Annotated in this window: 15 protein-coding genes; 8 read left to right on the top strand and 7 right to left on the bottom strand. The window is 62.3% G+C overall.

Annotation, left to right across the window (positions count from 1 at the left end; all coding sequences use genetic code 11):
* Nucleotides 1–705 precede the first annotated feature (705 nt).
* Both GGQ99_RS11365 and GGQ99_RS11360 read right to left on the bottom strand, forming a co-directional pair.
* Entirely contained in the window at nt 706–1,557 is an 852-nt protein-coding gene (locus GGQ99_RS11365) for a thymidylate synthase (RefSeq protein ID WP_183262619.1), read from the bottom strand.
* Nucleotides 1,554–2,291 carry a dCTP deaminase domain-containing protein gene (locus GGQ99_RS11360; RefSeq protein WP_183262618.1) on the bottom strand — a complete coding sequence of 246 codons (738 nt, stop codon included), beginning with the start codon at nt 2,289–2,291 and terminating at the stop codon, nt 1,554–1,556. Before GGQ99_RS11360 ends, GGQ99_RS11365 begins: the two co-directional genes overlap by 4 nt.
* A 98-nt stretch (nt 2,292–2,389) precedes the next feature.
* On the opposite strand from GGQ99_RS11360, the gene GGQ99_RS11355 reads away from it, so the two are divergent.
* The 6 genes from GGQ99_RS11355 to GGQ99_RS11330 all read left to right on the top strand — a co-directional run bounded on the left by GGQ99_RS11355 (nt 2,390) and on the right by GGQ99_RS11330 (nt 7,764).
* A complete protein-coding gene (locus tag GGQ99_RS11355) occupies nt 2,390–2,842 on the top strand; it encodes a deaminase (RefSeq protein ID WP_183262617.1) in 453 nt (150 codons plus the stop codon).
* A 108-nt stretch (nt 2,843–2,950) separates the two neighbouring features.
* Nucleotides 2,951–4,603 (top strand): ATP-binding protein, encoded by a 1,653-nt coding sequence (locus tag GGQ99_RS26370; protein ID WP_183262616.1) that lies wholly within the window; start codon nt 2,951–2,953, stop codon nt 4,601–4,603.
* Between the two features lie 66 nt (nt 4,604–4,669).
* A complete protein-coding gene (locus tag GGQ99_RS11345; protein WP_183262615.1) occupies nt 4,670–5,260 on the top strand; it encodes a response regulator transcription factor in 591 nt (196 codons plus the stop codon).
* 114 nt (nt 5,261–5,374) lie between these two features.
* Nucleotides 5,375–5,863: a GlcG/HbpS family heme-binding protein gene (locus tag GGQ99_RS11340; RefSeq protein WP_108606586.1), complete on the top strand. Its 489-nt coding sequence runs from the start codon at nt 5,375–5,377 to the stop codon at nt 5,861–5,863.
* A gap of 224 nt (nt 5,864–6,087) precedes the next feature.
* Nucleotides 6,088–6,780 carry a DUF1013 domain-containing protein gene (locus GGQ99_RS11335; RefSeq protein WP_183262614.1) on the top strand — a complete coding sequence of 231 codons (693 nt, stop codon included), beginning with the start codon at nt 6,088–6,090 and terminating at the stop codon, nt 6,778–6,780.
* 180 nt (nt 6,781–6,960) lie between these two features.
* Complete coding sequence (locus GGQ99_RS11330) at nt 6,961–7,764, top strand: class I SAM-dependent methyltransferase (protein ID WP_183262613.1); 804 nt, start codon at nt 6,961–6,963, stop codon at nt 7,762–7,764.
* A 54-nt stretch (nt 7,765–7,818) separates the two neighbouring features.
* On the opposite strand, the gene GGQ99_RS11325 is transcribed toward GGQ99_RS11330, so the two are convergent.
* The 5 genes from GGQ99_RS11325 to GGQ99_RS11305 form a co-directional block, all read right to left on the bottom strand.
* The gene (locus tag GGQ99_RS11325; protein ID WP_183262612.1) at nt 7,819–8,253 is read right to left on the bottom strand and encodes a GFA family protein; all 435 of its coding nucleotides are present in this window, start codon (nt 8,251–8,253) and stop codon (nt 7,819–7,821) included.
* Between the two features lie 158 nt (nt 8,254–8,411).
* Nucleotides 8,412–9,128 (bottom strand): helix-turn-helix transcriptional regulator, encoded by a 717-nt coding sequence (locus GGQ99_RS11320; protein ID WP_108606590.1) that lies wholly within the window; start codon nt 9,126–9,128, stop codon nt 8,412–8,414.
* Between the two features lie 184 nt (nt 9,129–9,312).
* A complete protein-coding gene (locus GGQ99_RS11315; protein ID WP_183262611.1) occupies nt 9,313–9,924 on the bottom strand; it encodes a DJ-1/PfpI family protein in 612 nt (203 codons plus the stop codon).
* A 26-nt stretch (nt 9,925–9,950) separates the two neighbouring features.
* Nucleotides 9,951–10,124, bottom strand: a complete 174-nt coding sequence (locus tag GGQ99_RS11310) for a hypothetical protein (RefSeq protein WP_183262610.1) — start codon at nt 10,122–10,124, stop codon at nt 9,951–9,953.
* Nucleotides 10,125–10,264: 140 nt separating this feature from the next.
* Entirely contained in the window at nt 10,265–11,050 is a 786-nt protein-coding gene (locus tag GGQ99_RS11305; protein WP_183262609.1) for an SDR family NAD(P)-dependent oxidoreductase, read from the bottom strand.
* Between the two features lie 171 nt (nt 11,051–11,221).
* Here GGQ99_RS11305 and GGQ99_RS11300 point away from each other — a divergent pair, with 171 nt between their 5' ends.
* Together GGQ99_RS11300 and dmeF are read left to right on the top strand one after the other, a co-directional pair.
* Complete coding sequence (locus GGQ99_RS11300; RefSeq protein WP_108606593.1) at nt 11,222–11,494, top strand: metal/formaldehyde-sensitive transcriptional repressor; 273 nt, start codon at nt 11,222–11,224, stop codon at nt 11,492–11,494.
* Nucleotides 11,491–12,462, top strand: coding sequence for a CDF family Co(II)/Ni(II) efflux transporter DmeF (gene dmeF, locus GGQ99_RS11295; protein WP_183262608.1), 972 nt, complete (start codon nt 11,491–11,493; stop codon nt 12,460–12,462). The genes GGQ99_RS11300 and dmeF overlap by 4 nt, the downstream gene beginning before the upstream one ends.
* The last annotated feature ends 6 nt before the right edge of the window (nt 12,463–12,468 follow it).

The following is a 12,468-nucleotide window of genomic DNA, read 5'->3' as shown; positions in this document are numbered from 1 at the left end:
GAAGCCGGGATTGGGAACCGGACGCATGGCCTTGCGTCTCTCAGATGCTAGTGCGTGACGCGCAGCCATGCGTCCGCCAGCGCTCTTGCCCCGCTCAGTCGCCTCGGCTTTCACCGTCAGCCGCCGCAAGGCCCGGACTTGGGGGCTCATCACCCAGCAGGGGCACCGTATCCCCTGCCAGCCCGGACGCCGTCGCCCTCCCCAGGCATCCGGTTCATGACCCGGGTTCCCTGAGGGCGATGCGGGGATTATCCGTCAGGTGCGAAGGGGCGTGGAAAAGAAAATTATTCGACGTGAAGGAAAATAACCCAAGAAACGTATGTATTCCAACATGTTAGCATGATTGGAGGGAAAGCCTCGGTGCCAATGGGTACGAGAATCTATCCACTCTGGTAGCCATTTGGGTGGGAGAATGCCAAGTTCATCCGGTCTGCGCGAACACGTCTGCCAAAATTGCCGTGCAGTGGTTAACTACCTCATTGTCCGGGTTAGCAACCTAGGTCAGGCAGTGATTGTGCGGATTCCGCGCCATGCGTCGGTCATGGAAGTAATATTCCGGCTCAGGAGGCTTGGGGTGCATTGGCACATGCACGAGGGGCACATTTCGGCAAAATCTACGCCGGCCGAGCGTTCGTCAATTGCTTCACCACCTGCTAAAAGCTTCAAGTCAGTGGTGCGCCAATTACAGCCAGCATGTATGCGTGCCTAGTCGGAGTGAACGTTCTGCCGAAAGTCCAAGAGCGCCTCAACATATGCCGTCAAAGGGCCGTCACGGTACGGTGAAGTGTCCCCCAGCCTTATAGACGCCTCAGTTTCGGCAAGCTCTACAAGGTCCTGTTTGCTGTTGATCTTAGGTGAGTATCCGTCAGGCAAATCTTGCTCTTGAGCCATGTTTTTGCAAGCAACGATGTTGTGCTCGTAAATGTGCAGAGACGTGGCGTAGTGATGGTATTCCCCCATCGGGACGCCGAGTTCGAGGCTCATTAGTTCCTGAAAGTAGGTGAAGAGGAATAAATCGTAGGGGAGCCCAAGGAAAAGATCGTTACTTCTCATAAACGTAAAGAGATGAATCTTTCCGCCTCTTAGTAAAAACTGGATATTGCTGACACAGCTTACATCCCGAGAGGCCTCAACCTGTTCTTCATTGCTAATGAAGCTGAAAGTTGCCCTTCTCGTGGAGGGGTCGTGACGCAAAAGGTTGACCAGGCGGTTCCAAGCGGTAGTCCCTTCGCAGCTATCAGATAATAATTTTCTACCGTAGCAGCTTCCGGAGACATGTCGGCCATCATCTGTGAACGTACGCCAAGCTTTTGCGTAGTACGCTAGCGCGCCGACCTCGTTGTCGCCCCGCAGGTGCCAGCACAGCTCACCTAGCGCGAGTGGCAAGCTGAATTTTCTCGAAGGCAAGGTAACGATCCGAGCCCGCGGGTTAGTGAGCACGAATTGAACTCCCAGGAGCTCAATCGTTGGCATACCACGCGGAGCAGTCAGCTGCCCGCGGTCTAACACAAGACTTGCCAGTGACTTCAGGGCCTTGTTTGAAGATGAGAATCTCATTCAGTCTCTCTGTTTGTTCCGACCATGCCTTCTTTCTTAATCATGCCTTCTAGAATACCCACGCGCTCTTGAAGATCTTCAAAGTTGCTTTGATATAAAGCTCCGTTCCATGGTATAATATATGCTGCAATAGCCACGAATATCGACAGAAATCCAAATATGATTGCGCCCATGGCGCCCCAAAGAATGGTTTTCTCTTTCCAACTCCCTATGAAGCTTTCACGAACTCGTCGCGTCAGGTCTTCCACATTTAGGAATGTTGATCCAAACGTCTCTATGGCAAGTTTCTTTCTTTCTTGTATGTATTCTAGTTCGGTCTTATTTATATTGTTCACTTTGGTTGGAGTCGAGTGCTTATAAAAAGATAAGCGGAGGAATTTCTCTCCTGGCCGCAGGTAGTACTCCGATTTCGAAAAATTTATTATAGCCGTGGCGAGCTGCCCGTTCCAGCCTGGGTCAACGATGCCAATGTTCAATGCAAGAAGGCCAGAATTGCACAGGCTGGTTCTGATGACAGCGTGAGCTGTAATATCAGAGTTAAGTACTATTCTTTCCTTTGACGTTACCCATACAATTTCTTGAGGTTTTACGGTATAACCTTCACTTACGAACAATTTTCCTTCAGAATCGATGATCGATCGAATGGAAAGATCATAGGAAGTTGAACCGTAATGCTCGTCGCGGCCAGAGCGGACGACGCCTGCTTGTCTGATCTCATTGTCCGTCAGCAGCATGTCACGTTCTTTCCATATAGATGTGCAGCAATGCATATGCCATGTCAGATATGGCTTAAACAGTCGAGGAAGAGCAAGTGAGGTTAATGGACAAAAGAATGATGCATAGGGCTGTCACGGCAGGTGCGCGTAGTCCAATTGCTAGCCGGCAAGTCGGCGCAGTAATCGCCGACAGTCGGGGGCTGGTCATTTCAGAGGCGTGTAATGAGCCTGTCGTTTCTGTCCGTCTGCCGGAAAAATTCGATCTGAACAGCGATGATTCAAAGAATTTCTGGGTTGAGCATGCTGAACGCTCAGCAATTTATGCTGCAATTAAGAAGGGAAATGGGCTGCAAGGGTGCACAATATACACAACATTGTTTCCTTGTGCGTCTTGTATGCGTGCAATTATACAGTGCGAAATGGCTGTTCTAGTTGCACCATTGCCCGATTATTCGCTTGAGAAGTGGTCACAAGAATTTCGTCACTCTAAGATGATACAAGAGAATTCCACATTGGTATTCCGTCCATTTATCGCCGAGGAAGTCTTGCCCGTATCTGCCTTAGGCTGATAATTTCGACTTACTCAAAAATTACAGTGCGGGCGAATTACGGTTCGTGGCATAGCGAGATTGTCTCGTCTTGAGCGGCGTGCTGCGGGTGATTTTCGGGCTGAGTGCGTGACCAAATCCCTCTCCAAATCCTGGCTCTTCGGCCTCGCGCTGTGGCTCGCCGCACTTTTGGCATTTGCGCTCTATTCGGTGGAGGCGTCGCGGGCGCGGTTGGCGGGTGAGCTGGAGGTCACCGGGCGGACGCTGCACCGGCTGATCTCGCAGCGGGCGGCGCAGCATGATGCGCACATGACCAGCCTGATCGCGCTGACCAGCGGGGCGGAGGCAGCACCCCTGGGCGCTGTGCGGCAGGTGATGGAGAGCATTTCAAGGTTTTATCCGCGCATCGCCTGGATCGCACTGGTTTCGCTCGATGGCGGCGAGGCGGGCACGGGGGTTGCCACCGGCGCGGGGGCGGCGGTTGGGGCCGGCGGGGTCAGGATGCTGGTCGAGGTGCCCGAAGGCGGGGGCGAGGATCTCGCGCCTTTGCGCGGGGCGATCGGCGAGCAATTGCGCGGCAAGATCGGCGTGCATGCCAGCGGGAACGGGCGCTATCTCTTGGCCAAGCGGGCGCCCGCACCTTCCGATGCGGCGCTGGTGTTCGGCATCGACGCAGCACTTCTGCTCGAGCCGGAGGAGCGGCCGGCCTGGGCACATCTGAGGCTGACGCTCGACGGGCAGGAATTGCTCGACCTGCCTGCGGAGGATGATCTGGGCGCGGGCGCTTCGTTGGCACCGCATTTCACCGCGCCGCATTTCGAGAAAGTGATCGACGGCGAGGGGCAGAAGATCCTGCTTTCGCTCGACCGGGCCTTGCCGCTCGACGCGCTTTTGCCGTGGCGGTCGTTGCTTGGGTTTGCCGTCTTGGCCGGGTTGGCGTCGTTTGCGCTGATGTTTGCGCTCAGGCAGCGGGCGGCGGCGCAACAATCGCAACAAGTGGCACGGCAGGCGGAGGCACGGGCGCTGTTGCAGGAGCGGGAGACGCTGCTGGCGCATGCCTCGCGCGTCAACGCCATGGGCGAGCTGGCGTCCGGCATCGCGCACGAGCTGACGCAGCCGCTGACGGCGGTGCTGAGCCGCAGCCAGGCGGCGCTCAGGCTAGCGGGTGCGGAAAAACCCGATCTCGGCATGATAACGCAGGCGCTCGACGTCAATGTACGCGAGGCCAAGCGCGCCGGCGAGATGCTGAAGCGGATGCGCGACTATGCCTCCAACAAGGCGCCGGAGCCAAAGCCGAGCGCACTCAACGGGATCGTCAGCGAGATCGTGGCACTGACGGCAGCCGATCTCGAACGGCGTGGGATCAAGCTGGAGCTGGACCTTTCGGCGGAGGCGCCGGAGGCGGTGGTCGACGCCATCGAGATGGAGCAGGTGCTGCACAATCTGATCCGCAATGCGGCCGATGCGCTGGAAGGGGCTGGGATTTTGGACGCGCGGATTTCGATCGTGACGAAGGTCGTGGGCGCAGACGCGAAGATCGAGGTGGCGGATAACGGGCCGGGGATACCGGCCGACGTGCTGCCGAAACTGTTCGTGCCGTTCTTCACCACCAAGGCCGACGGCATGGGGCTGGGGCTTTCCTTGTGCCAGACGCTGGTGGAGCGGGTCGACGGGCGGATCGAGGCCGGAAATGATGCCGGTGGCGGCGCGCGGTTTGTGATTACGCTGCCCCACGCATCGGCCCGAAAATCGGAATCGATTTTCGGGAAGCACGATGCGTAGATTCGACAAGTGCCGGAGCGTCCTTTGCGCGTCCGCAGGACGCGCGGCGCTCCGGGGGGTGAAGGCATGAGCAGGTACCAGGTCTATCTGATCGACGACGACGAGGCGGTGCGCGAGGCGATCGCGTTTCTGCTCGGCACCTATGGCATCGATGTCGAGAGCTTCGGCGAGCCCAAGACGTTCCTGGCGCATGTCGACGAGGCCAAGCCCGGCGTGCTGGTGGTCGACCTGCGCATGCCGGAGGTTTCCGGCCTGCAGCTGTACCAGAGGCTTGCCGAGCGCGGCATCGACTGGCCGACGGTGATGATCACGGGCCATGGCGACGTCGCCGCCTGCAGGCGCGCCTTCAAGGCCGGCATCCAGGATTTTTTGACCAAGCCGGTCGATGGCGAGGTGCTGGTCGAAGCACTTCAGCAGGGGTTTTCGAGCCTCGACGCCCGGCTGGAAAAGCGCGAGGCGCGCGCGCTGCTGGCCAGGCTGACGGAGCGCGAGCGCGAGGTGCTCGACATGGTGGCGCGGGGCTGGGCGAGCAAGGAGGTGGCGGCGGCACTCGAGGTGTCGGTGCGCACCATCGACGCGCACCGGGCGAAGATCGCCGAGAAGCTGGGCACCAGCTCGGTGGCCGAGTTCGTGCGGCTGACGCTTCAGGAGAAGTAGGTAGCATTACCTAGGGCGGGTGGTGGCGTCGCGGATTCTGCCGGGCGGGGGATCGGCGTAGTTCTGTCTCAGGACAAGCAAGACGCTTTTTCCCGAGCAACATCAGGACAGGTCATGATCAAGAGCATTTTCCTCGCCGCCGCTGCCACCGTCGCCATCACCGGTGCTGCTTCCGCACAGGTGCTGACCGAGAAGAACATCTCGTCGAGCCTCGCCGTCGAGATCGCCCAGAACGCGGTCGCCGCATGTGCTGCCGACAAGTACAACGTGACCGCCGCGGTGGTTGACCGTGCGGGTGTGCTGCGCGCACTCGTCCGCGCCGACAATGCCGGCACGCACACGGTTTCGGCCGCACAGGACAAGGCCTTCACCTCGGCCTCGTCGCGCACCCCGACCGGCAAGATGGCCGAGAACGTCGCCAAGAACCCGGGTGCGGCCGGCCTGGTCGACATCGACGGCTTCCTGGTGCTGGCAGGTGGTGTGCCGATCAAGGCTGGCGACGCCGTCATCGGCGCCATCGGCGTCGGCGGCGCGCCGGGCGGCAATTTCGACGAGGCTTGCGCTGTTGCGGCCATCGAAAAGGTCGCCGACCAGCTGAAGTAAGCCTGTCCGGCACCATTGCCGGCACAACGAAGCCCCGCTTCCTGAGACCAGGAGGCGGGGCTTTTTGCGTCGCATGGCGGGCGAAACGGCGCGTTTGCGGGCAGTTCCAAAATCGTTGCGGTGGCGGGCGAATACGTCTATATACGGGCCGAATTTCCCAATTTCTGGTGGTCTTGATCCACCGCCCGCGTGAGGGACGCGGGCGAGCGAAGAGGATATATCGCATGGCCAATACGCTGCTTATGCCCAAGGCGACCGCTGTCTGGCTGGTCGACAACACGGCACTTTCGTTCGACCAGATCGCGCAGTTCTGCTCGCTGCACCCGCTCGAAGTGAAGGCCATCGCCGACGGCGAATCGGCCCAGGGCATCAAGGGCATGGACCCGATCATGACCGGCCAGCTGACGCGCGCCGAGATCGCCAAGGGCGAGGGCGACATCAACCACCGCCTGAAGCTGTCGGACCCCAAGGTTCGCGTGCCCGAGAGCAAGCGCAAGGGCCCGCGCTACACGCCGCTGTCGAAGCGCCAGGATCGCCCGAACGCCATCTACTGGCTGGTGAAGAACCATCCCGAGCTCAAGGACGCGCAGATCTCGCGCCTGGTCGGCACGACCAAGGCGACGATCGAGCAGATCCGCGAGCGTAAGCACTGGAACATGGCGACGCTGACGCCGCTCGATCCGGTGGCGCTCGGCCTGTGCTCGCAGATCGATCTCGACATCGAAGTGCAGCGCGCCTCGCGCGGCCGCGAAGCCCCGGCACCGACCGGCGATACGCTGCTGCCGGCCTCGCTGACCGAGCGCCTGACGCCGGAGCAGGCCGCGCCCAAGGACGAGGACAAGGAACTCGACGCCAACGCGGTGTTCGCCAAGCTGTCGGCGCTCAAGTCGAAGACCCCGGACGAAGACGAGGAATAGTCTTTTTCGTCGCCCGCGACTTGGTGCGGGGTAGAGTTAAAAAAGCCCGCGATATGCGGGCTTTTTTCGTGGCCGAAAGGCCGGGTGCCCGACGTTGGCCGGGTGTTTTGATTTGCCGAGCCCGCTTGCGAGGGCGCATGGTTGTCTCAGGAAAATTCGCCTGAAACATCGAGGTCGGAGATGAGCGGTTCCGCTGCATTCGACGCCTGGAGTGCCGGCAAGAGCTACGAACATTACATGGGCCGGTGGAGCCGGCTGGTGGCTGAAAAATTCGTCCCCTGGCTGTCGCCGCCCGAGCAGGCCGCATGGCTGGAGATCGGTTGCGGCACCGGCGCGTCGACGGCAGCCATACTGGCAGGTGCCGCGCCGCGCTCGATCCTTTCCATCGACCCGTCGGCCGACTTTGTCGCGCATGCCCGCGCAGCGATCGGCGACGGGCGCGCCAGCTTCCAGGTGGCGGATGCGCTGAAGCTGCCGGCGCAACCGGCAAGCATCGACGTCGTTACGTCGGGGCTGGTGCTCAACTTCATTCCGGACAGGCCGGCGGCACTAGCGGAGATGCAGCGGGTGCTGAAGCCGGACGGCCTGCTGTCGTTTTATGTCTGGGACTACCCCGGCGGCGGCATCGGTTTCATCCACGCGTTCTGGAAGGCTGCCGTGGAGATCGATCCGGATGCTGCAAAGCTCGGCGAAGGCGCCCGGTTTCCGTTCTGCACGAGGGAAGGGCTGCTGGCGCTGTGCCGGGAGGCCGGTTGGCGCGAGGTTGCCATCGCGCCGGTCGAGATCGAAACCCGGTTCGAGGATTTCGAGGCGTTCTGGCAACCGTTCACGCTGGGCGCTGGTCCGGCACCCGGCTACTGCATGAGCCTGACCGAGGATCACAGGGCAAGGCTCAAGGCGCGGCTGGCCGAGCGCCTGGGGGCAACGGGCCCGATCAGCCTTGCTGCACGAGCCTGGATGGTCAAGGCAAGCAGGCGAGGCTGAGCGGCAGGATGCGTTCAGCCGCCGGCGCGCGGATTGCAACGCCGGCGTTGGTACCTATTCAGTGGCGATGAATTTCAGCGTACCGGCGATTCCCGACCCTGATGTGCAGCCCTTACGGTCGGAGGGATGGTTGATGCCGTCCATGACCGGAATCTCGGTGAAGTCGAACGGGCTTATGCCTTCGAGGCAGGCAGCGTTGACACCGTACTGGTTGGGGTTCGACCGCCGTTGGTGGTGGGTGTAAATGCCACATTTCGAGCAGAAGTAGTGCTTCGCCGCCATGGTGTTGAACTGGTAGATGGTGAGCGCTTCTTCGCCAGCCATGACATCGACGCCGCCAAGGTCGGCCGACAAGGCGACGGCGCCCTTCATGCGGCAGTAGGAGCAGGTGCAGCGCCGCGCGCTGCGCAGGCCGTCCGAGAGCCTGACGCGCAGGCGGACCGTGCCGCAGTGGCAGGCGCCGTTGATCTCGTGGATGTCCATGTTCATGTCGGCGATGTCTCCGGTTGCCGGACTATTCGGCGCGCCCCAACTGGACTGAACCCTTCCCAACATCAAGGATGCGGGCCTGATCAACGCTTGTGCCAATGTAAAAAAAGCCCGGCTTCTGGCCGGGCTTTTCAAGAGGCTGACGCTGGGAGGATGCGTCAGCCGCGGGAATTGCGATCGGGAGTGCCAAAGGATTCGCTGCGTTCGACACTGCGGTAATAATCGACCAGAAGCTTGCCGCGCTCGGGCTTGAAGGTGCGGCCGGCGGAGTCGACAGAGGCGATGCGGTCGATGCGGAAGGCGCGGAAGTCGTTGCGCATCTCGCACCAGGCGATCAGCGTCCAGACCTTGCCCCAGAACCACAGGCCGAGCGGACGCACGTCGCGCGCCGAGCCGCGGCCGGCCTCGTCATTGTAATCGAGCTTGAGCACCTGTCGTTTTTCGACGGCGCGCTCGATCAGGTCGATCGCCTCGCGGTCGGCGTCGGAGACGACCCACATCGGCGTGTGGATCTCGGTGCGGGCAATGCGGTCCTTTTCCGAGTCCGGCAGGACCGCACCGATCTTGACCAGGGCCTCGTCGGCGGCACGCGCCATGGCGGCACCGCCGAAGGCGCGGACCATGCGGGCGCCGGCAACCAGGGCGACGATTTCGTCTCGTGTGAACATCAGCGGCGGAAGGTCGAAACCTTCCCTCATCATGTAGCCCACCCCGGCCTCGCCATCGATCGGCACACCCGTCGATTGCAGGTCGGCGATGTCGCGATAGATCGTGCGCTCGGAGACCTCGAGCCACGCGCCGAGCTTGTGCGCGGTGACCAGGCGGCCACCTCGGAGATGCTGTACGATCTGGAACAGCCTGTCGGCGCGTCTCATCGATTACCCCTCAAGGTCTCGCGCTGTTCTTGGCCAAGTGGGGGCGCCTGGCGTCGATGACAATGCGCGTGGTCAAAAAGCCGGTCCGGCGTGCCATCTCGTACTCGGCACCGAGCAAAGCCAAGCACCTCGGAACGCGAACCTCTTCACTCTATCATCGCACAGGCCTCCTGACAGCGTATTGTCAGGAGCCGTCACCATGTTCGCGCGTGACCACGGCATGCTCGCGCGCGAACATGACGCGCATCTCGCCGATCTGGCCGGCCTGCTCGGGATAGAGCGTCTCAAGGAAGGCCGCAGCGAAGGTCCCCGGCGCCGATCCCGGCGCCGAGACGATGTTGTTGTCGGCAACCGCATGCGGCACGTCGCGATAGTTCGCAGCGCCGGCATAAGCGGGCTCATGGCCGAGGATCCAGTCGCGGCCGTTGCTGGTGTGGCCGACGTCTTCGAAGAGGCCGGCACGGGCGAGCGCAAGCGTGCCGGCGCAGATGCCGCCGACCACGCCGCCGCGCGCGGCCACCGCCTTGAGCAGCGGCGAAACGTCTGGTGCATCCTTCGCCGCCCAGCCGTCGGAGCCGATGACCGCAACCGCATCGAGATCCTGGTTTTCCGCCGGATTGGCACCGCGTGCGGCATCGAGGCGGAAGCCCGCGATGGAGGTCAGCGGCGATGCGTGCGGCGAAATCGCAATGGCGCGTGCGCCGAACCACTCGACCGCCGAGGCGGCAAGCATGCCGTATTCCCAGTCTGCGTAGCCCTCGATGAAGAGAACGCCGATGGTTTTCGAGGCGGTCATTGGTGCGTCCTTTCCTGCCAGCCCTGTCAGTTGCTGTCGGCCCGGCGCGAGCCGAAGCGGTCGGGCCAGCCGATGTCCTTGCGAAGATCGGCGGGGAGCGAATTCAGGAAGCGCTCGGTGCGGATCTCGTTGTGGATGGTCCTGATCTTGCCGGCATAATGCCTGACCGCGCGGAAGATGTCGGGGGTGAACGAGCTCATGACTGATCCTCCAATTCTTTTACGGGAGGAGTATCGCACAGCCCTCCTGACAGCCCTCTGTCAGGAGCCGGTCGGCGTATCGAGATTCAGTTCAGGCCTGTCTCACTCTGCATTCCAACAAGCCCGCCTGCCGCCCTCGGTCAGCTCTTGGCAGGCACCGTGTAGTTGAGCGCGAGTCGCCCGCCATCGGCAAAAATGGTCTGGCCGGTGATGTAGCTGGCGTCGTCGGAAGCCAGGAAAGCGGCGATCGCGGCGATCTCCCCGGGCTCGCCGATGCGGCCGAGCGGCGTGCGTGACAGGACGCGCGCCATGGCTGCCGGGTCGGCGTTTACGCGCGCCAGCATGTCGGTCGAGATCGAGCCGGGGCCGATGGCGTTGACGCGGATGCCGTAGGGCGCAAGGCCCAGCGCCATGACGGAGGTGAGCTGGGCGATGCCGCCCTTGGACACGGCATAGGGTACTTGGTCGGCGATCGCGACCACGGCATTGACTGACGACATGTTGACGATCGAGCCCGGCGCACCACCGGCCGTGACCCTTTCGACCATGATCCGGGCCACAGCCTGGCCGGCGAGGAAGGCACCCTTGAGGTTGACCCTGAGCACGCGGTCGAAATCGTCCTCGGTGAGGTCGAGGAAATCGGCCTGGTGATCGATGCCGGCATTGTTGACCAGAACGTCGACGTCGCCGAATGCGTCGATCGTAGAGGCCACCAGATTGTGCACGTCGAGGCGCTTGCCGACATCGGCGCGGACGAAACGCGCCTTGCCGAGCTTGGCGAGGTCGCGCTCGGCTGCGTCGCCCTGTTCCTGGTCGATGTCGGCGATGACGACGCGCGCGCCTTCGCTGAGCAGGCGCTCGGCAACGGCATAACCGATGCCCTTGGCGCCGCCCGTGACGATTGCCGTCTTGCCGTCGAGCCTCATGTTCCGCTCCTGTCACTGTTGCCGCGAGGCGATTCCAGTGGCGGACAGTGGCGGGAAGGGCGGGCGCGGTCAACGGGCGGCTCGCGTGCAGTGGCGGAACCAGCGATCCCGGGGATTGCCAATCAGTGCGGGGAAACATAGGATACCCCCCTATATTATAACGAGGGTGCGATGTCGCATGTCATCAAGGAAAAGGCCAAGCTGCTTGCGCGGGTGCGGCGCATCAAGGGCCAGGTCGAGGCGGTGGAGCGGGCGCTGGAGGCCGAGCTCGGCTGCGCCGACGTTCTGCAACTGGTCGCCTCGGTACGCGGCGCCGTCGGCGGGCTGACCGCCGAGCTGATGGAAGACCACATCCGCGACCACGTGCTCGCCCCCGCCGATGCTACAGAGCGCCAGCGCGGCGGCGAAGAGTTGATCGACGTCATCAGGACCTATCTGAAATGAGCCACGACCATCCGCACGGCCACCATCACGGGCATGACCATCACCATGACCAACCGTTCGAGCCGGCGCACAGCCATGTCTTCCTGGGCGAGCGCCACGACCGCAACGCGCGGCGGACGATGCTGGTGATCGCGCTGACGACTGCCATGATGGTGATCGAGATCGTCGCCGGCACGATCTACGGCTCGATGGCGCTGGTGGCCGACGGCTGGCACATGTCGACCCATGCAGCGGCGATGCTGATCGCGGCTCTTGCCTATGTGTTCGCGCGGCGGCAGGCGCACAACCCGCGCTTCACCTTTGGCACCGGCAAGGTGGGCGACCTTGCCGCCTTCGCAAGTGCCGTGATCCTGGCGATCGTGGCGATCTACATAGGCTGGGAGAGCGTGGCCAGGCTGATGAACCCGGTGGCGATCAGTTTTCGCGAGGCGGCGATCATCGCGGTGGTCGGGCTGGCCGTGAACCTCGCCAGCGCCTGGCTGCTGCATGATGGCGGCCATCACGGGCATGGCCACGACCACGACCACGCTCATGGACATGGCCATGGGCACGACAACAACCTGCGCGCCGCCTATGTGCACGTGCTGGCCGATGCGCTGACCTCGGTGCTCGCCATCTTCGCGCTGGTGATGGGGGCGATCTACGGGCTGCAATGGATCGACCCGGCCATGGGCATCGTCGGCGCGGTGGTCATCGCGCGCTGGTCATGGACGCTGATCCGCGATGCCGGGCGCGTGCTGGTCGACTACGTGCCCTCGGGTGAGGACCTGCCCGATGAGATCCGCGAGGCGGTGGAGACCGACAGGGATGTGATCACCGACCTGCATGTCTGGCAGGTGGGGCCCGGCCATCACGCGGCGATCGTGGCGCTGAAATCGAGCGCGCCGGCGACGCCCGAGAGCTACAAGTCGAAGCTCGCCCACATCCACGACCTGTCGCATGTGACGATCGAGGTGCAGCCGGCGTAGGACGCG

The sequence above is a fragment of the Aminobacter niigataensis genome, from assembly GCF_014200015.1.
In the GTDB taxonomy this organism is placed as follows: domain Bacteria; phylum Pseudomonadota; class Alphaproteobacteria; order Rhizobiales; family Rhizobiaceae; genus Aminobacter; species Aminobacter niigataensis.
This window is presented reverse-complemented; position numbering and strand designations above follow the sequence as displayed.